The 20570-nt window shown below is 38.8% G+C and carries 12 protein-coding genes; all 12 read left to right on the top strand.

The window, feature by feature from the left end:
• Positions 1 to 3264 (top strand): putative Ig domain-containing protein (locus ACHUGF_RS01130; protein WP_394128931.1); only part of this gene is annotated, 3264 nt, incomplete at its 5' end.
• A gap of 63 nt (positions 3265 to 3327) precedes the next feature.
• Entirely contained in the window at positions 3328 to 6471 is a 3144-nt protein-coding gene (locus ACHUGF_RS01125; protein WP_394128930.1) for a CRTAC1 family protein, read from the top strand.
• A 116-nt stretch (positions 6472 to 6587) separates the two neighbouring features.
• Positions 6588 to 8693: a DUF255 domain-containing protein gene (locus ACHUGF_RS01120; RefSeq protein ID WP_394128929.1), complete on the top strand. Its 2106-nt coding sequence runs from the start codon at positions 6588 to 6590 to the stop codon at positions 8691 to 8693.
• 381 nt (positions 8694 to 9074) lie between these two features.
• Complete coding sequence (locus ACHUGF_RS01115) at positions 9075 to 10523, top strand: glycosyltransferase family 2 protein (RefSeq protein WP_394128928.1); 1449 nt, start codon at positions 9075 to 9077, stop codon at positions 10521 to 10523.
• Complete coding sequence (locus ACHUGF_RS01110) at positions 10520 to 11770, top strand: glycosyltransferase family 4 protein (RefSeq protein ID WP_394128927.1); 1251 nt, start codon at positions 10520 to 10522, stop codon at positions 11768 to 11770. The genes ACHUGF_RS01115 and ACHUGF_RS01110 overlap by 4 nt, the downstream gene beginning before the upstream one ends.
• Before the next feature lie 38 nt (positions 11771 to 11808).
• Positions 11809 to 12924 (top strand): sulfotransferase, encoded by a 1116-nt coding sequence (locus ACHUGF_RS01105; protein ID WP_394128926.1) that lies wholly within the window; start codon positions 11809 to 11811, stop codon positions 12922 to 12924.
• 408 nt (positions 12925 to 13332) lie between these two features.
• The gene (locus ACHUGF_RS01100) at positions 13333 to 14934 is read left to right on the top strand and encodes a LicD family protein (protein ID WP_394128925.1); all 1602 of its coding nucleotides are present in this window, start codon (positions 13333 to 13335) and stop codon (positions 14932 to 14934) included.
• A gap of 20 nt (positions 14935 to 14954) precedes the next feature.
• Entirely contained in the window at positions 14955 to 16280 is a 1326-nt protein-coding gene (locus tag ACHUGF_RS01095; RefSeq protein ID WP_394128924.1) for a discoidin domain-containing protein, read from the top strand.
• 16 nt (positions 16281 to 16296) lie between these two features.
• Positions 16297 to 16689: an FAD synthase family protein gene (locus ACHUGF_RS01090; RefSeq protein ID WP_394128923.1), complete on the top strand. Its 393-nt coding sequence runs from the start codon at positions 16297 to 16299 to the stop codon at positions 16687 to 16689.
• A gap of 8 nt (positions 16690 to 16697) precedes the next feature.
• A complete protein-coding gene (locus tag ACHUGF_RS01085; protein ID WP_394128922.1) occupies positions 16698 to 18053 on the top strand; it encodes a hypothetical protein in 1356 nt (451 codons plus the stop codon).
• Positions 18053 to 19777, top strand: coding sequence for a glycosyltransferase family 2 protein (locus ACHUGF_RS01080; protein ID WP_394128921.1), 1725 nt, complete (start codon positions 18053 to 18055; stop codon positions 19775 to 19777). Before ACHUGF_RS01085 ends, ACHUGF_RS01080 begins: the two co-directional genes overlap by 1 nt.
• Positions 19764 to 20528 (top strand): hypothetical protein, encoded by a 765-nt coding sequence (locus ACHUGF_RS01075; protein ID WP_394128920.1) that lies wholly within the window; start codon positions 19764 to 19766, stop codon positions 20526 to 20528. Before ACHUGF_RS01080 ends, ACHUGF_RS01075 begins: the two co-directional genes overlap by 14 nt.
• Positions 20529 to 20570: the final 42 nt, after the last annotated feature.

Raw genomic sequence — 20570 nt, 5'->3', positions numbered from 1 at the left:
ACGACGGTCAATGAAGACAGTGCTTATAGCTTTACGCCAAGTGTGAGCGATGATGATGCCGGTGATACGCTCACCTTTAGCATTGCCAATAAGCCAAGTTGGGCAACGTTTAACAATGCCAATGGTCAACTGTCGGGTACACCAAGTAATGCTGATGTGGGTACAACTGCTGGTATCGTGATTTCGGTGAATGATGGCACGGTTACTTCAAGTCTCAGCGCCTTTAGCTTAACGGTAACCAACATCAATGATGCGCCAGTGATTTCAGGCTCGCCTGCAACTAGCGTGAATGAAGACAGCGCGTATAGCTTTACGCCAAGTGTGAGCGATGATGATGTCGGTGATACATTCACCTTCAGCATTGCTAACAAACCAAGTTGGGCAACGTTTAACAGTGCTAATGGTCAACTGTCGGGTACGCCAACCAATGCCGATGTGGGCACTACAGCCGGTATCGTGATTTCGGTGAATGATGGCACAGTCACCTCCAGTCTCAGCGCCTTTAGTATCACAGTCAGTAACACTAATGATGCACCAGTGATTTCAGGCTCGCCTGCAACGACGGTCAATGAAGACAGTGCTTATAGCTTTACGCCAAGTGTGAGCGATGATGATGCCGGTGATACGCTCACCTTCAGCATTGCTAACAAGCCAAGTTGGGCAACGTTTAGTAGTGTCAATGGTCAACTGTCGGGTACGCCAAGTAATGTCGATGTGGGTACCACTGCCGGTATCGTGATTTCGGTGAACGATGGCACAGTCACCTCCAGTTTAAGTGCCTTTAGCTTAACGGTGACCAACACCAATGATGCGCCAGTGATCACTGGTAGCCCAGTGTTGATAATAGAACAAGATCAATATTATAACTTTACGCCAATGGTCAGTGATGAGGATGAAGGGGATACACTTGAGTTCAATATAGTGAACAAGCCCGCTTGGGCAGATTTTAATATTGATTCTGGAACGTTATCTGGCACTCCTAAAAATGAGGATGTTGGTACTTATGCTGATATTTTATTATCAGTAACCGACGGTATTACTCAAGTCGATTTTGGAGCATTTTCAATTGAAGTCAAAAATGTAAATGATGCGCCCGAATTCGAGTCCGAACCATTACTAGAAGCGACTGCATTAGTAGAATATGTTTATGAAATCGAAGTATCTGATGCAGATGTCGACGCGGCACTTGAGATAATGATGCTAGAAGGACCTTCCTGGTTATCAATGAATTCTCAAAACCATTTAACAGGTACGCCACCTATTGATACAGGTAATCAATCATTTGAAGTGGAATTAGCATTAACTGATGGAATCATTGATTTCCCTGTTACCCAACGTTTTGTAATTGTTGTTGAGCAACCAATAAATACAGATGTTTCCTTAAATGCCTACTTTACTCCTTCCCCAAGTGTGACTGGTGAAGTGGTTGATTTAGTCATTAACACGCAAAATACAGGTTATACCAGTGCAGTTGGCGTGACGCTTGAAATCACATACGGTGAATCACTAGCTCTAGTTACACTACCTGATAATTGTGAACAGACTAGTGTTAATGGTTTCAGTTGTGAGTTTGAAGACGGGATTGAAATTGAACAGAGTGAATCCTTAGTTGCTAGCTTTGAAGTGCTAAATTCAGATAAAGGTTTTGAAACTGCAATGGTTACGCTTTCTGGTGATAATTTAGTCCAAAGTTCGACAAGTATTCATGCGTCAGTTTTACTCTCTGATTCGATACTTGCAGATCAATCAGAAAACATATTAACGGCTTTCGGTAGCAAAGGGGTTGTTACTGATATTAATGAAGATTCGTATTTAGATATTTTGGTATATGTGCCATTAGAGAATGTGATTAAAGTGCTAATTAATGATTCTCATGGCAACTTTGCAGTTACACACTCTATCTCATTGGAACAAGACGTTAAGTCCTTTATTGCCGCTGATGTTAATGGTGATAATTGGATAGATATTGTTACGATTGGTGGCACCGTGTCTGGTAATCGAGCATATATTTTAGATCAGGCCTATGAAGTCAAAGCGATACATAGTTTGGATAATATTATTGCTGAAATAATTGTGGTTATTGATTTTGATTTCGATGGTGTAGAAGAAGTTTTACTTGCGGGGTTAGATCAAGATGTCATTGGGCTGTATAAGTTTAATGGGCTTGATGTAACGGAAGATTTTATTTCACTATTTGACGTGTTTGAAAGTGAAGCAGAAGCTGAATCTCAGATTGAGGCGTCATCAACTTTCGTAAACCCGGTTGAGCAAAGCGTAGAATCTGAAGTTAAAGGGATAACCTTCCTAGCATCGGTTAAACAAGCAATTGAACCATCGATTATTGTAGGTATTCAAGATGAAAGACCTGTATTACTCACGTTCAACGCAGACAGCTGGAGTGTAAGTTTAATTGACTCTCTGCCTAAGCCAATAGACAAGATTCGCCTGCTGGATTCTAGTATCGATGGCATGATTAATGCGCTGGTTTTACAAGATCAAACATGGGCAATATATCAAAACCTATTAACAAATGACTTTGAAGTCAGCCAGCAACAACTACCTATAGTTGCAAACTTCAAAGAGATAGATTTTGATAATGATGGTAATTACGAATTGGTGATAATTACTCCTACTGGAATTAGTTTATGGAGTAATCATCAAATGTTGTTTAGTCCGCTTGATATTGTATTACGTGGTAACGATATCACTTCAGTTGCCAGTTTAGATGTCAATAATGATGGCAATAATGACTTGGTTGTATTCGATAATGAATCTGGTGTGTCTATTTGGTATTGGAGTGAGTCAAATACGCTAGCAGCGGAAGATATTGATCTCCAAGTTTTATCATTACCGCCATCATTCCCAGTTGTTGGAGAGTCAACATATATGGGCTGGCAAGTTGTTAATAATGGCTTGGGTACTGCTACAAACTCAAAGCTTGAGATCACGATTCCTAAGACAATTGTTGTGGATAATCTGCCAAAACATTGCCAAACAATGCAGACCGGTATTACATGTTCACTAGGTACTATTGAACCTGCAGAAGTTGTTGATTTAGGTCTATGGATAACAATGACAACTTATGGTGAATATAACGTGACAGGTAATGCTGATGCTGATGAATATGACATTAACCAACTGAATAATGTCTTTACTCAAACCTTTGAAATTGAAGCTGAACATGCCAAAGGAGGTAGTTTACCACTCTGGGTAATCGGAATGCTTATAATCGCAATTTACTATCGACGCAAAAGCGCTTTGTAGTTAAAATGTTAAAGAAATAGGAAGTATAAGCGCTGCTACGCAGCGCTTTTTTAAGGAAAGATAATGCAAGTTGTAAAACCAATTAGGCATGCCATTGCCATAATTTGCTTTTTTTTGTTTTGCAGTAGTTTTCAAGTCAATGCTTTAACAAAACTCCCTCCAAAGCCAAACTCTGATCTTCTCTTAGGGATTATGGGAGAACTTGAGTCAGAAAAAGACCCTAAGTGTCATGCAACGGCTACTCGCCTTGAAGGTCTCATCTATGGCACCCCACTTTCTGAAGATGCAAGGTATCTAAAAACGGAAGTCCAAAAACAACTTGTTAAATCAATTTGGCAAACTGCTGCCAAAGCTTCAAAAACGAATATCACTACACTCACTAAAAATCATATTGACTCAGGAGTGAGTGACTTATTTTCAGCCAAGCGAACAGTTAATGCTGCTGGGGCCAGTTGGACTGTAAAATTGGGTGATAATACAACAATTATTAATGAGAGAGATCAACAACACTATGGCTCTGTTGCTTATACATTAAGGGCTATGCTGGCGGTGCAGCAGGATGTGCTTTTAGATTTTGATACTGAACTGCCACAATTAGATGATAGCGCGGCTAATGAAATCAATCGCCTTGTTGATTTATTAACATTAGTTTTATTGAAAGAGGCTGACGCTCTTGCACGAGAAAATAATGCTCATCAAGTAGAAAAATCGCATATTGCGTTGGTTGATAAAAAACTATTTTCTACCATTACTGATCAAAATAATAATTCTGTTAACGTTGCGAGCAATCAAACTGCGCCCACTGGGATGCTAGATCGTATTATTGTTCAAAAAATTGCTGTCTTTAATAAATATAATGATGTTAGTCAGCCGCTGTTTTATCGAAACCTGCAAGTTTATTTTGCTAAAGCAGCCATGCCCGAAAGTAAAAATGCGCAAGCTGAGTTCAAACAATACTTTACCGAGGCAATGATCGCATTTTCAGCGAGTATTTATTTAACTGCTCAAGCGAATGTTGAATCTGGTGCAACGATTAAAGAGAAAGATGTTGCACATGCGATTTTATCTTTACTTCCCCATGAAGTGAATGAATATGAGGATGTCATTTTTTACCCGAAATACCCTCAATCTAAGCAAGTTGTGATTGAGTCTTATGACATGGATGCTTTCCGTGATTCAGGTCTTCATTGGTTATATTTTCAAGAAGCTTTAGTTGATATCCGCCAGCAAGTAAAACTGGAAGCAGATCCTTTTGCTGCAGAGCTGATCAGTGAGGCAATTGCTCACTATGGTGTGTTGTTATTAAGAGGCGCTGGTGAAAGTGTCAAACAACTCGATCAAGCGCATTTGACAGCGCAGTCTCTAGTACAAAGCTATGAAACAATTAATTCAAATTTAGCACACCACGCATCCTACAAGCCTGAGTCGATTAACAGTGCTCCGATTATATCTGCCGATTCAACTCAGACTGTTGGTTCAATCAATTACTTTAATGATGTTACTAAAGTCAGCCAGTTTAATGCAGAACATCGATCGTCAGACTGGTTAAGCAGGCAACTTCGTAGTTATTTAGAGAAAGATAACAGTACAGGTGTTATTACTATTCCACCCGCTTTTGGCGGCAGTGGGATAGCGGCTGAAGATGTAAATGGCGACGGCTTAATTGATGTATTAGTGCTTAGTGGACTTGGTAATAAATTACTGCTTAATGATGGCGACAAATTTGTCGATGTCACTGCAAAATCTGGTTTAGATGTAAAAAGTCGAAAACAAGGTCAAAACCAACATTATGGTGAGCCAAGGCAACCATTAATCGCTGACTTTGATAATGATGGTGATCAGGACATTATCATTACCTATGTGGATGAATCACATCAAGTATTTAGCAACAATGGCGACGGCACTTTTAGCGATATATCAAATCAAGTTAATTTAGGTGGCGTAGGAATGGTAGCAGGCCCCGCAACCGCCTTTGATGTCAATAATGACGGTCTCTTAGATATTTATATTCAATACTTTGGTAATTATCTAAAAGGAGATTTACCTACTTTAAAAAGAAGAAATGATAATGGCGGCGAAAACGTCTTATTTATCAATAAAGGAGGTTTCAAATTTGAAAAGACTGCTCAGGCATTAGGGGCGAATGATACTGGTTGGGGGCAATCAGTAACGCATACAGATCTAAATATGGACGGCTGGCAGGACCTCATTGTCGGTAACGATTTCGGTATTAATGCTTATTACATCAACCGACAAGGTGAGGGGTTTGTTGATTATGCGGCTAAACTTGGTACTGATAAACCTTCATATACCATGAATATTAGTCTCACTGATTTAAATCGTGATGGTCTAGCAGATGTGTATATTTCCAACATCGTGACCATGAATAAAGATCAAAAATATGTGCTGCCAACTGAAGATACACAAGCTGAGTTTAACCCAGATAAATTGGCGAATATGCGCGTAGTTGAAGGTAATGATTTATTCTTATCCGGAAAAAATAACAATGGTGCTCTAGCATACCAGCAAAGCGATCTAGTAGGCCGTGGTTACTCTTCAACGGGTTGGGCGTGGGATGCAGATTTCTTAGATGTTGATAATGATGGTGATGACGACCTTTATGTGCTCAATGGCATGAATGACTACTACGTGTATTCCACTAAAAACCCTTATTACACCGATCCTGTCACGGGGGAGTCTGTGAGTAATATTCACTTCCCTGATGCTTCTAAAGCAAGCAATGTATTCTTTTTGAACAGTAACGGTAAGTTGAACAATGTCTCTAAACAAAGTGGCTTAGATATTATCGCTAATTCACGTTCAGCAACATATTTGGATTTTGATAATGACGGTGATCTTGATGTTGCGTTAAACAATTATCATGACACTGCCAAGCTATTTAAGAATAATGCTGAAAAACTGTCTAATAACTGGCTAAAAATCAAACTGATTGGCTCCCCTGAACACGGTATAAATCGTGATGCTATTGGTGCACAAGTCCTCGTCGGCACTGCAAGTGGTGGTTATAGTTGGCGTCAGGTTTCTGGCAGCCAAGGCTATATGTCGGTACACCCTAAGGTACAGCATATTGGTTTAGGAAAAGCTGATAGCGCACGTGTTACCGTTATTTGGCCAAATGGCGAACGCATGTTCTTTGATGAGCTTCAAGCAAATAAGAGCTATACAATCTCTTATAAGTCACAGTAGTGGTAGCAATTCAGATGTATAGATGTCATAAGTATTTCGCCTGCGTGTTCCTCTTACTTTGTACCTTATTTACCCTAACTACTAAAGAAGTTAGGGCCGAGCATACACAAGCAAAGATGGCATCATTTGAAAGTCAAAAACAGTGGTTGTTTGACAATCAAGTCATTCACAAGCTACAGACTACACCTGAGTTTATCAATGCTCTTATTGATTCAGGTTCTCCATATCTTTTATCTCATGCTTTGCAACCCATTGATTGGATAGAGTGGAATGAACAGTTTAAGCAAGGAGTAGCCGATAAAAGTAAGTTAGTATTTATTTCAATTGGTTATTCAACTTGCCATTGGTGTCATGTGATGGCGGAAGAGAGTTTTAACGATCCTGCGGTGGCGGAGTTGCTCAATGAAAGTTATATCAGCGTTAAAGTAGACAGAGAGCAGTGGCCGCTGGTGGATAATCGCTTTAAATCGGCATTAGAGGCGATTAAGGGGGAAGCGGGTTGGCCTATTAACGCCATTTTGACCCCTGATGGCCAATTGATTTGGATTGAGTCATACCTTGATAAGCAAGCTTTTTCAAAAGTATTAGTGGGGTTGGCAAAGCGTTGGCAATCAAAGCCATCTGCAGTTAACGTTTTAGCAAAGCGAGTCGAACAAAAACTACTTTTAGACAAACCACCGATTTTAAAAGGTAATAGTGTTACCTTATCGACTAAGCAGTGGCGTCAAGTTCTTCCTAGTTTACATGAGGATATTGTAAATGGACTGCAAAAAGAACAGGGCACAGATGGACCGAGGTTTTTTCGGGCCTATTGGCTGCTAGGTTTACTCGATGAGTATTTGCGTAGCAGTGATATAACGATTTTACGGCAAGTGCAAAACCATGTTGACCTCATTTTAAAAAGCCCTACCTATGATGCTATCGAGGGCGGTTTTCATCGTTATGCCGTTGATGAACAATGGCAAGAGCCTCATTATGAAAAAATGCTCTATACCCAAGCGAATATGATTCGTGTGTTAGCCAAACTCTATGCTATTACTGGGCAGCAGCGCTATCGAATAGCATTAATGCAAACCGTTAATTGGAGTGAGCGTTGGTTAAGGCAAACTCAGGGGATGGGCTCTGCGGTATCGGCGTTATCAGATGGAGTGGAAGGTCTGTACTACCAACATTTAGCCAATGAGTATAGCCAAATTGATTTTTCAAAAGATTGGCCTAACAGTACGATTGTTCGACAGCTAGCAGGAAGTCGAGAAAGAAGAGTCAAGCCGCTTGTTGATGAGAAAGTGATTTTAAGTTGGAACAGTTTATATATCGTTGCCTTGCTTGAAGCTTATCAAGTTACCCGTCAGGCTGAGCTTCTGGAATCCGCAACTGAGTTGTCTAATCAATTATGGGAGTCTCTTGTTGATGGTGAAACTGTCTATCGTAGTTTGTTTGCAGGACGAGCAGCAATCAATGCAGAGATGGAAGATTTAGCTTGGTTTGCTCTGTCACAAATGATGTTGAGTTTTTATGAGCCATTTTCGATAAGTAAGATGATAGCAACTTATTCAGAGTTAAGTGATAGTCAAGCGAAATACCGTAACTTTATCTTGTTGGGTAAGTTGGCGGACAAACTTCAGCAGCCTATATTACTTAGGGAATTACTCAATCTAAACCACGATGGCGAACTGCCATCGGCGCGTTCAACGGTATATTCGGCGCTTAGTTTAGGTTACAGCTTGAGTCAAAATCGACATTATCGACAGTTGTCTAAAACGGCGAGTGCCTTGAGTGACACTTGGGCGCGGCAACTAGTGAATGAATATTCTTTTGTAGCTCACAATGCCAACAGCCTACACAACACGAATATTAACCAAGCAAGCTTTGCTCGAGGTAAAGGCCGGGTTAGTGCTAGTAAGAGCTTTGGAAAGATTACGCTTCAATTTGATATGGCTGATGGTTGGCATATCAATGCTAATGACATAAAAAATGAGCGATTGATTGCTACCAAGGTTGAAAGTGATTTAGTTGACTCTCGTGTTACTTACCCTAAGTCAATTAACAAAAAATTAGGTTTTGATGATGGCATGCTTCAGTTATACGAAGGGAAATTTGAATTATATCTCGACATCGAAGCAAAGGATGGATACAGACATAAAGTGAATATAAGTTTACAAGCTTGCTCTGATCAATTATGTCTATTACCTGAGAATATTAAGCTTTATATGTTTCTCTAACTTTGGAGCGATTAGGCGGCATCAGGCTTATATACTGGCTATTCTATCAGGGGTACTCAAGTTGTTTTAAAGCTCTAAATTTCAGCGCCTTCGAGTTTTTATATAAACTTGTTACACTCCTAGATATTGGAGTTTCGTGACCTTACTTTCGGCGCTAGTTACTCATTAAAATTTCATTAGAATACTCACTGTTTGTGGTAGAATTCCGCATATAACAGTTTTCCTATTTTCCTTTGAAAGTTTTTTACGCGACTCTTGTATAGTGAGCGTTTTAGGCTATTGATATTTACCGGTTTAATTTCGAGCATGGTACTGCACAGAACCTAGGGAAATTACGTTTAGAGTGTATATTATGCACCTCATTTCGAATAGCGAAGCATTATGATTAAGCAAAAACTGAAGAGAATTATTAAACAACAGCTCAGTAAAGATGCCCTTTTAAACCTTGATTTTGTATGTAAAAAGGATGGCTTTTTTATTTGCTCTGGTTGGTTTGGACATAAGAAGTTACCCGTTTCTAAAAACTTATGCGTTAAAGATGAAAACGGTAAAGAACTTGGGGCACTATACACCTATGAGCGGAGTGATGTTTTAAGCTATTTAAATGCCAATAGTAATGAGCAGGCTTTTGGTTTTGTTTATGTTTTACCATTAAATGGTTTAGATGTTGCTGCTTTAACATTGACGCACTCCAACACTAAATTTAGAGTGAACAAATTAAAATTCACGACAGTAGGTCACCCTAAGCAGATTGTTGATAATGTTGTCGGCCGTAGTGACGAAGCTAAGGCATTTATCAGTGAGTTTCTTGACATTAATTGGGATGGGGCGGGCAGCTTCTCCGTGCCAATCAACCGCGACCCTGACATTGAGAAAGTGAAAACAATCCTCCAAAGTGTGAATGTCAATAGCGATAGTTTTTATGATGAGTGCCAAAAAGACATCGTTCCGTCTTTACAGCGGGTATGGAAAGCACGTCAAAGTAAGCACAATCAATGTGAAGTATTGAGTTATGGCGAATTATTCCAAGCACCTGCGGTATCAATTGTGATCCCTTTATACGGGCGCTACGACTTCATGCAACATCAGCTCGCACAGTTTTCATTGGACCCTGCGATGAAAAATGCCGAGGTGATTTATGTTCTGGATGACCCTTCCTTACGCCATGAGGTCAAAATAACCGCACATGGTATACATCAGATATTTGGTTTCCCATTTAAGCTAGTTATTTCTGAGTTTAATTTGGGCTTTGCTGGCGCGAATAATTTGGGTGTGAAATACGCAACAGCCGAGCACTTATTATTGCTTAATTCCGATGTCATCCCTTCTCAGTCAGGTTGGTTAACCTGTTATTTAGAGCGATTTGCTGCAATTGAGAATATCGGTATTTTGGGAGCAACTTTGCTGTACGAGGATGATACCGTGCAGCATATAGGCATGGAGTTTAGAAAAGACAACAATTATCCAGGAATTTGGATGAATCACCATCCTTACAAAGGTGTGCCTTTTGAACTGCTGCAAAAAGAATCTATATGCTCTGTGCCGCTTACGACAGGGGCATGTATGCTAATGCTTACCGAACAATATCGGGAGCTCGGTGGATTTGATGAGCTGTATGTGATCGGTGATTTTGAAGACTCGGATTTATGTTTGAAATTTATTGATAAAGGATTAGGGATATATATCACAACAGATGTTGTGCTTTATCATCTAGAGCGTCTATCTCAAGATTTAGTTGATTCTGGTAATTGGAAGTTTAAATTGACGTTAGCAAATGGGGTGTATCAGTCAATGAAGTGGAATACTTTGATCAGTGAGGTTGCCAAATGAAGCCAGCAACAGATTTTGATAAGAAGGTTTTGATTATCGCTCATGGTCATCCTGATATAAATAAAGGTGGGGCTGAAATTGCTGCTTACAATATGTTTAAGGAGATGGAGCAGCGAGGTTACGACGCTTATTTTTTAGCTAGAACTGCCCAAACGCCTCATGGAGGAGCCGCTTTTTCTTCGCGTCACTCTGCAAGAGAAATCATGTTCCATACAACCCACGATGATTGGTTCTTATTTTCAAACTTGAAAACTCGTCATATGTGGCAAGAGTTTAGAGATTTGTTGCTGCTCATAAAGCCCGATGTGGTTCATCTACACCATTATTTTTTGCTTGGTATCGAGTTGATAGAAGAAATCAAGCAATCTTTACCTAACTGTAAGGTTATTGTCACATTACATGAGTATCTTGCGATTTGTAATAATCAAGGGTTGATGGTTAAACCTGGCGGAAAACGTTGTTATAAGGCGAGTGCAAGAGATTGTCACGCTTGTTTACCAGATAAACAGCCCGGAGATTATTTTTTACGAGAGAAATATATAAAGCGTATTTTCAGCAGAGTGGATCAGTTTGTCTCTCCATCTCATTTTTTACGACAACGCTATGTCGACTGGGGGCTTGAGCCAGACTCTATAACAGTGATAGAAAATGGGCAATTGCCGATTGTTGATGTTACCGACACTAAAGGGAATAGGAGTCAGGAGTCGGACACAGTGAACATTGCATACTTTGGTCAGGTTAATCCTTATAAAGGCATTGATGTTCTGTTAGAAGCGACAAAATTGCTTCCTAAAAAGCTTAATGGCAAATATCGTATTGATATTCATGGTGCCAATATGGAGCACCAAAAAGGTGCATTTAAAGAGAGAATAGCAGAGCTTTTAGAAGAGGTTGGAGATAGCTGTCGCTTTCATGGCGCCTATGAGAATCATGAGATGCCGGCACTGTTGGCAAACTCTGATTGGGTAGTTATTCCGTCAGTCTGGTGGGAGAACTCACCAGTAGTAATCCAAGAAGCGCATAACTACCAAGTTCCGCTAATTGTGAGTGATATTGGTGGTATGGCAGAGAAAGTGACTAATAATGTTGATGGAATACACTTTAGAGTTGGTAGTTACAGCGACTTGGCAGACAAAATGATTAACGTTATTACTGATAAGACAGTACGCCAAAGGTTGTCTAATGGGATAAGAAAGCCGCTATCCATTGGAGATTGTGTAGAGCAACATTTGTCTCTTTACTCATAAAGAGTATGAACAGATTTGATATTAGGTGGTTGTAGGAAATGTATCATTTTTTAGCGCAGTTCAATAGCTTAGAGGGGCTTGCAGTTAATGCGACTTGCGCCCTAGTTGGAAATGTAGAGTCGCTTAGTCAGCTGTGCATTTCTGGGGTGATCTCATCCACTGTAGACGAGGTTTCTAGTATAGAACTCAGGCCTGTCAGTTTAAGCGAAAATAAAAATGTTGTTAGCATTGGGGTGGATCAAGATAACGGTTTTTCTATTGCTATTTGCGATGCTGATGAGTGCACCCAGCGTATTAACTATGACATATTTGCCGTGCTGGACAGTGGTAAGTCAGAAAATATTGGTGCGATAGCCATCGTAAAGCTTCTTAGCGTGCCTGTAGTTACCTTCATTGTGGGGTCGCCTAGGAGTGGAACGACAGTTGTTGGCAATGCTGTTCAGGATGCGTATAAAGTGAAAAGCCACGGTGAAAGTCATATTTCAGAATTATTTGAGCAAATGCTTACAACAGCAACACAGTTTGTTACTAAATCTGCGGCCGCAAGAGCTAAAGGCACATTGACGCATTCTGTGTCTGATGTGCATATGCAAAGTTTGTTATTAGAAAACTTGAGACAATTACATAGGGATATGTATGGCAATGCCATAGTGATCGATAAAACACCAGGTGGTCCGATGATTGCTGCACTGCCTATGCTGCTTAAAGTGTATCCCCAAGCTAAGGTTATTTATTGTAAACGCCGTGCTATAGAAAATGTGGCGTCTAGGTTAAAGAAATTTCCAAAGGTGTCATTTACAGCTCATTGTAAGCAATGGCGAAATACACATCATCAGTGGAATAATGCAAAAAATGATATTATCAAAACTCACAATAGAAAGAATTGGTTTTGTGTTGTAGAGCAGTATCTTTTAGAGACTCAAGTCGAAAAAGAGTCTGCAAAAGTAGCTAGATTGATAGGGCTTAACTCCGACCAGAAACAACGCTTTACTGGTTACTTTAAGCACAATTCGCCACAGAGGACATCAAAAGGAGGTACGATGTCTTTAGATGGCATAAATTGGAGTGAGGATCAAAAGTCAACATTCATGACCATTTGTGGCAAAGAGATGGTTAGGCAAAAATATTCCTTAGATGAGAGCTATTTTAAGTAGTATACTACCCCCCTTTATGATGTTGTGGCTTAGAAATAGGATTTTCTAAGTCTTTTTGGGGGATATGTGCGTTTCAAGAGTAAGCTGGTTTCAGTTAAGAAATACCTGAATCGTGTTATAAGTAAAGGGAATTCGTTGGCAGGGCTAGGGGGCATTAATTCACTTAGGCAATTTGAGTCTAAAGTTTTTGGCAATCAAAGCAAGTCATTTACCGCTTTAAAAGGGCTTAAATACGACCCTTTCAATAACTTAGCTAGCTGGCTATATCCATGCTCTAGCTCAGTATCAAGAATCAGACTTTCTCTTATTAATGAACAAGCAGAAGTTCTTCACTTCAATCATATTATCATTTGGGTAAAAACACCTGCTGGCCAGATAGTCAAATATCGAGGCGATTTTAGTTGCAGCATGAGCTCTTGCGCTGAGATATTACCCGATCCTACTTTGGCTGTTTTAGGCGATGACAATAACACCGTATCAGTACATTCGAAACGTGAAGTTAAACCTTGGTGGCAGATTGAGTTTCCTGAAGAGGTTGAAGTTGAAGCTGTAGAGGTTTTTAATCGTAAAGACAGCTGGGGTAAGCGATTAGAAACTATGATATTGCAAGGTTTCAATAAGCAAGGTGTCAGACAGTTTCAACTTAGCAGAGTACTAAAAAACGCGAAAAGTGAGCTATTGAGCAGCGAGCTCATAGAGCCACTAAAAAAACTACAGTCTCATACACATAATAAAAAGTCAGTGGTGAAGTTAGTTTGTTGTTTAGACAAATATATTTTTGAGGGGCGAGAGGATACTGCAAGTCAGCTTAAGCAGCATATCTACACACAATTTGACCAGCTTAATATTGATACCCCTGATGTTGGAGTGACTGAACAGTCTGCGCTTCATTTACATCACAATGTAGCTGATGCTAAACACTTAAGAGTACTAACTTTCCGTCAACGTCAACCTAGAGATGGCGGCCTGTGCTTTAAAAATGGTTCCGGTGCGACTCATACATTAGAGGAGAGTCATTCAAGTTCAGCGAATGCTGCAATACTTTCTGCTAAAAAAGAACTCAGTCACCTTCCTAATGCTCATGTATTCGAGTTTGAATCCAGTGAGTCGATATCTAAAGATTTTTCTATTTGGGCTATTGATGCTTTTAGCTCGGATTTAATGGTTATCCGTCAGATAGAGATTAGTGCTGATGGACAACATTGGATTTCTGTTGATAGTTCTCTGGAGATGTTTGGCTCTGCGTTGTCGTTGCTTAAACTTTACACACTGATCTTCAATGATGATTGGTCCGAACCATTTGTATATCGTTGTGGCGTCTTTCTTGGCACTTATCGCATGCATATGGCAAGATCGTTCAAAAAGTTAGTTGGCGGAATTGACCGTGCTTTACTGCAAACCTTTTATAAAGGTGTAGAGGATGGCGGCAGCCGTTCGCACCATCTACCAAGAGTTAGGTTTACTCGTCATGGTTTATCTGTTCCTTTTAGCGAGCAAGATAGTCAGTTTCTTGCAAAGCGGATGAAAGAGTTTTGCGAGTTTCTAGAGCATGAGTTTGGTTTACAAGCATTCCCTTGTTACGGCACCTTACTTGGTTTATACCGTGATAAAGATTTTTTACCCCATGATGATGATATTGACCTTGCAGTTGTAGTAGATTTACCTGAAGGTGTCACCTATCGAGAGCAAACAGAACAATGGGTTGAGAAACTTGCTAAGAAAGGGATAAAAGCAAAACCTCCTACGCCTACTAGCTTAAATTTGCATTGCTATTTCAAAGATTGTGATATGGATTTGTTTTTTATTTATCCATCTTTGAACAAAGCGAACTCTTTATGGACGCATATGCAGCAGTATCAAGTTCGTCATGTCAATAAAAAATTGATAGTACCACTGGGCACTTCGACCTTTTTGGGGCGAGAGTTTAATGTGCCAAATGATATCGAAGGCTTTTTGCTAGATCGCTACGGGAAGGGCTGGGTTAGTCCCGATCCATTTTATGAATTGTAATCACCAGAGTTAAGTTGACAATGCTAGCACGAATAAAAAATAAGTTTTCAAGAGTTCTGCGTACATTAAGTTCGCCTAAAGAAGTTAACGACTCGAGCACAGGCTTCAATGTAAGAAACATTGATGTGCAAGAGATAAAGCAGTTTTTAGCTGCCCATCCATTAAAGTTGTTTAAAGGGGCTAAATCTAACACGCCGCTAGTAGTTGATACAGATAATAAGGCTAGATTCATACGTTTTAGCTTGCAAACAACGGTATCGTTTCACCTTGATACTATTGAAATATATAATAAAAATGGTGTCAATGTTGCAAAAAACAAAAGAACCATTATCAGCTCAATGTACAATGATGACCCTAAGTACAATGGTGAAGGGGCGCTGAAGGGAAGGAAAAATGGCGGAAATGGATTTCACACCAAGAGGGAAGCAAACCCTTGGTTAATTGTAGATTTAGGTAGCATTCGTAATCTTGACAAAGTCATCGTCTATAACACCGAGGGCCAGTTTTACACTAGAGCTTTAAGCTTGAAAATTGAAACTAGCCGAGATCTAGTTAATTGGTCGGAAATATATGACAATTGGTCAGCTATAAAAGGTTGTGGTCAGTCTTCCGTTGCTGAACAAGGCTTGTTATTTGCAGGGATATTAGAGGCAAGTAAAGCACAAGCAGTAATAAAGGAGTTGAAGAAAACCGATCGTTACGATGATGCGCTCTATTACCACGACTTAGTTAATCAATTAGTCAAAGATAAAGGAGTTGCCCTAGGCCCTCATGGATTTACTCAGACATTTGACTTGCGAAGTGATAGTAAGAAACAAAAAGTTTACTCTGAGCTATCTTGGCTTTTGAAAGTGCTGAATGAAGACTTTGGTGTTGCTGCATTTATTTCATCAGGCACATTACTTGGTATTGTTCGTGACGGTGCATTTATTGGACATGATGATGATGTCGATATTTGTTACATCAGTAATGCCTATAGTGAACAGGGTGTGCTTGAAGAACGAGAGAGTCTTGTTGCTTTTTTAGTCGAATTAGGCTGCAGGGTTTCGCCATCAGGCATTGCACACTATTGGTGTACAACACCTAATGGACTTAACTTAGATATTTTTACAGGGTTTATCGAGCAAGGTTATTGCAGTATGAATCCTATAGGACGAAGAAAGTTAACTACTGATAAAGTTTTACCTCTGGATAAATCTCACTACCAAGGCGTAGAGCTTTATCTCCCGAATGACCCAAACAGCTTGCTTTTATTGAATTATGGAGAGAGCTGGCGCACACCAGATCCTCTTTGGACTTTTAATTGGGGGCAAGCTAAATCAGATTTTAAATTCTTATACTTTTAATCATATTGAGATAAAGATGAAGACGGTAATTACTTTCGGTACGTTTGATGTATTCCATGTTGGGCATATTAATTTGATTCAAAGAGCCGCAGCTTACGGCGATAGACTGTTTGTTGGTGTTTCAACAGATGAGTTAAACTTTTCTAAAAAAAGCCGCTATCCGATTTACAATGAAAGAGAACGTATGAAAATTGTAAATAGTTTGCGTTATGTAAATTTGTGTTTTCCAGAAGAGTCATTAGAAAAGAAAGCAGATTATATTAAGTATTATAACGCTGACGTGCTGGTCATGGGGAATGATTGGGAAGGAAAGTTTGATCATTTACAAGAACTATGTGAGGTTGTTTATTTGCCTCGTACACCTTCAGTATCGACAACTGAAATTATTGAAGTGATTAGTAGTACGTAGAGCTGAAAATGAATAGTTTTTGCTTAGGTGACAAGAGTGTAATAGTACATTTTGGTCCACCCAAAACAGGTACGTCGGCGATTCAAAATGCGCTGTTGACCCATCGTAATCACTTATTAGAACAAGGTGTATTTTACCCTGAACATCTTGTTGATGAAAATGGTGTAAGCTCTGGGCATGTGTGGAATATATGTGATAAACATTCAGGCGCAATTACTCTTAATATTGAATTATTTTCAAAGTTGATTTCAGACTTCAAACGCAGTCACGCAAATGTATTACTATTGAGTTCTGAGTTTTTTTTCAACTTGATTGAGGATATTTCAAATGTAGTTAAAAATGTGGTTTTTATAGGCTATGTACGTAATCCTATTGATGTTTTAGAGTCAGGTTATAGTCAATCTGTAAAACGACATAATAACTGCAAAGCTATGTCTCTTCCAAAGAAGCTTCCTTTGAACCGCTACAATCGATTTGCTGATTTAGCAAAAGTTGAACATTTGGATATGAGGCTGAGAGCATATGTTCCAGCACACTTTACTGGCGGTACTGTCGTTTCAGACTTTTGCCAAGTATTGAATGTCAAATTACCTAACTTTAAAGCACAGTATATCAACAGTTCATATAGCTACGAAGCTTTGGAGCTAAAACGTTGGTTTAATGCTTTAGGCCTTGTCAATGAAAGCCCACAGCTTGACTTATTGCTTCAAAAGCTTAGTGAAGGTAAAGAAAAGTATACTTTAATACCAACAAACAGATATTCAAGTTATCAGAACCAAGCAACTGTACAAATCAATGAGTTATCCAAAATTTTTTCAATAGAAAATCAATTAGCTTTAATTGAAGAAGTTAATCGAACTCAAGAGAAACCTTATCTAAACCAGTCCACTGATATTAGTGAACTTGATAGAATGGTGATAGCTTTAAGAGATGAAAACCCACGTTTCTATGAACAGATTTGCTTATTTTTGAGAAAGTCTGTCTATCACCCAAGTTTTTATTCAATAAAAGCTGAAAGTATATTTCGGCACGAGACCTTATTAATGAAATTGAGAAACATAGCCAAGTACGCAGTCTCAAAAGGTAAAAGTTTGTTTAAAGGAACCGTGCCACATAACACACCGTCAAACTTGATCCTTGGAATAGAAGAATTAAGAAACTCTCTTAATATTCCCGCTGATGCTAATGATGCGATAGTTTTGAGGGAAATGGCTCTCTTAGCCGAAAAAAATAACCAAATTTCATTCGCATATAAATTGATGTTACAAGCTAATGCTTTAAGGCCAAATGGACCTCTGATTCAACATAAATTGAAAAAGTATGCTCAAATTCTTGGTAAGAAACATGATAAAGGTTCAAAGTAGTGGCTAAGTTTCTGATGTATGTCGTTAAATCTATTGTCGGAAATATACCAAAGCCAGTTAAAAATCTATTAAAAAAATCAACATGGCTTTTCCAAACCTATCGGCAAGCCTTACACAAATCTGGGCTATTTTATGGTGTTCCTTCACCTAAAGAAATGGATAAGCTATATAGAAAACATCAAAAAGATCAAGAAGCCATATTTTCAGATATCACTAATGATGATTGCTCTCACTTTACTATTTTTATTATGGATAATGAAAAGGCAAATCTAGCAATCACTCTGGATTCGGTGAATCAAATGACAACTGCAGCTAAAAATGTTGTAGTTTGCTCTCAGAGTGAGCGACGTATATCTGATAAAAATACAAGCTTCGCTGGAATTCATTTCTTTTCAGGTAAGAGTGTTGTTGAATTAAGAGAAAGTTTTCCACTACTAGACTTCAACAATTCATTATTTATTAATGCAGGTGATCGGCTGCACCCAAAAGCACTTTCTGTTTTTAAGTTTTACTCAGGAAATTGTAATTATTCTTATTGTGATACTGACTTAATGTCTAAGTCGGGTAGTCGTAAAGAACCATATTTTAAGCCTGACTGGAATCCAGATTTACATTTGACGACAGAGTACGTTGATTCAGGATTATATATTAGAAATATATTTACAGAAATAAAGTATATTGACTTCACAAGAACGATATCTTCATGGCTAATAAGTGCTTTTATGGAAAATTCAAAATTGTCTGTTGGGCATGTGGATTCTGTTCTTATTCATCAACTTGAACGTAGCTTTGCGAATAAAGAGAATGATAATTTATTTGCTGCGAAGCAGTGTGATTTATCACAAATTTCAGGTATACGACACATACAGTGGCACCATCAAACCCCCTTGGTATCAATAATTATCCCTACTTATAACGCTCATAATTTAGTCAGAGTCTGCGTTGAAAGTATTTTGACCAAAACAAATTATTCAAATTTCGAAATCATTTTAGTGGATAATAACTCCGATGATTTGGAGTCAATAGAGTACTTCAGCTCTTTAAATGAGAATGAAAAAATTAGGGTTCTGAAATTTCCATATGAGTTTAACTACTCTGCTATTAACAATTTTGCTGTATCTAAAGCAAATGGCGAGTATATAGCCTTAGTAAATAATGATATTGAAGTAATTAGTGATAATTGGTTAGAAAATATGGTTGGGCAAGCATCCAGAATGCATATTGGCTGTGTTGGTGCAAAGTTATTATATGCAGATAATCGTGTTCAACACGCAGGTGTCATAGTCGGTTATGGTGGTGGCGCAGGTCATGCTCACAAGTATTATCCCAGTAATCATAATGGTTATATGAATCGTTTGGCAGCCACTCATAATTTTAGTGCAGTGACAGCTGCTTGCTTATTGGTCAAAAAATCAATTTTTGAACAGGTTAATGGTTTAAATGAAGAGCACCTTAAAGTTGCATTCAATGATGTTGATTTTTGTTTAAAAGTGGCATCGTTAGGATACCGTAATATTTTAAGTGTAGAGTCGGTACTGTATCACCATGAATCTGTGTCTCGAGGTCATGAAGATACTCCCGCAAAGCAAGCTCGTTTTGATTCGGAGCTGGCGTACTTACAAAGCACCTGGCAAAAAGTTATTGCTCATGACCCCGCCTATAATAAACATTTGACCCTATCTAGGGAGAACTTCGCTTTGAGAGGAAAACATGAACTCAATTAAACGTATTTCTCGAAAAGTCGAGATGGGTATAGAGCTGAGTAGAAAGCGTAGATCTAGGATTAAGCAACAAAGTGTAAGTGTTCACGATAAGTTTGAACAGGTTGAGTGGATTTCATACCATATCCCTAAGACTGCTGGTACTTCTCTCCGAGTGGCCTTCGAACAAATATTTAAGAAAAAACAAATAAAGCTTTGCTATAAAGATAGTTTTTCAAAGGAGATGTCAAAAGGTTTCCCTGTATGGTGTTCTTCAAATATTAGAATGATACATGGCCATTTTAAAGTACATCCAAATCATAATCTGATTTACCCAAACGCTAAAAAGATAATTTGGCTTCGTCAGCCAGCGGAAAGAGCTTGGTCTATGGTGAATCATTGGGTTAGGATGGGAAACTTCCCTGAACCAGCTTTAAAACTTATCAAAGAGAAACCTTGTTTAGTTGAGGATATAGAAAAGTTATTTATGACATTGCTCATAGAGCCGAGGCTAAATGCTAGCTTTGCTATTTATGACAGCTACTTAAAGCACGCAAATCCAAGTGATTTTTATTTCATAGGTAATAGCGATATTTTTTCCGACGATCTTAAGCGTTTGTCTAGCATGTTGGGAAATGAAGTCATTGAGCCCAAAGTAAACCAAGCGAGGGGGGGAACCTCTATCACTGAACTTGCTAATAAGAAGTTTAATGAGTACTTTCCAAATGAATTTTTGGTTTTTGAACGGTTTATAAACTTCAATCTTCCTAAGTAAAGCCCATTTCAATTAGTGTTTTTATTTTTCTCTTGCATAATG

The organism is Shewanella maritima, from assembly GCF_043643735.1.
In the GTDB taxonomy this organism is placed as follows: domain Bacteria; phylum Pseudomonadota; class Gammaproteobacteria; order Enterobacterales; family Shewanellaceae; genus Shewanella; species Shewanella maritima_A.
Note: the sequence above shows the minus strand (reverse complement) of the source record. Positions and strands in the feature narration are given on the sequence as shown.

Coding starts and splice junctions, on each gene's coding strand:
- ACHUGF_RS01085 (WP_394128922.1), top strand. CDS start 16,698: ATGAATAGTTTTTGCTTAGGTGACAAGAGTGTAATAGTACATTTTGGT.
- ACHUGF_RS01105 (WP_394128926.1), top strand. CDS start 11,809: ATGTATCATTTTTTAGCGCAGTTCAATAGCTTAGAGGGGCTTGCAGTT.
- ACHUGF_RS01095 (WP_394128924.1), top strand. CDS start 14,955: ATGCTAGCACGAATAAAAAATAAGTTTTCAAGAGTTCTGCGTACATTA.
- ACHUGF_RS01120 (WP_394128929.1), top strand. CDS start 6,588: ATGGCATCATTTGAAAGTCAAAAACAGTGGTTGTTTGACAATCAAGTC.
- ACHUGF_RS01090 (WP_394128923.1), top strand. CDS start 16,297: ATGAAGACGGTAATTACTTTCGGTACGTTTGATGTATTCCATGTTGGG.
- ACHUGF_RS01115 (WP_394128928.1), top strand. CDS start 9,075: ATGATTAAGCAAAAACTGAAGAGAATTATTAAACAACAGCTCAGTAAA.
- ACHUGF_RS01110 (WP_394128927.1), top strand. CDS start 10,520: ATGAAGCCAGCAACAGATTTTGATAAGAAGGTTTTGATTATCGCTCAT.
- ACHUGF_RS01075 (WP_394128920.1), top strand. CDS start 19,764: ATGAACTCAATTAAACGTATTTCTCGAAAAGTCGAGATGGGTATAGAG.
- ACHUGF_RS01125 (WP_394128930.1), top strand. CDS start 3,328: ATGCAAGTTGTAAAACCAATTAGGCATGCCATTGCCATAATTTGCTTT.
- ACHUGF_RS01100 (WP_394128925.1), top strand. CDS start 13,333: ATGAGCTCTTGCGCTGAGATATTACCCGATCCTACTTTGGCTGTTTTA.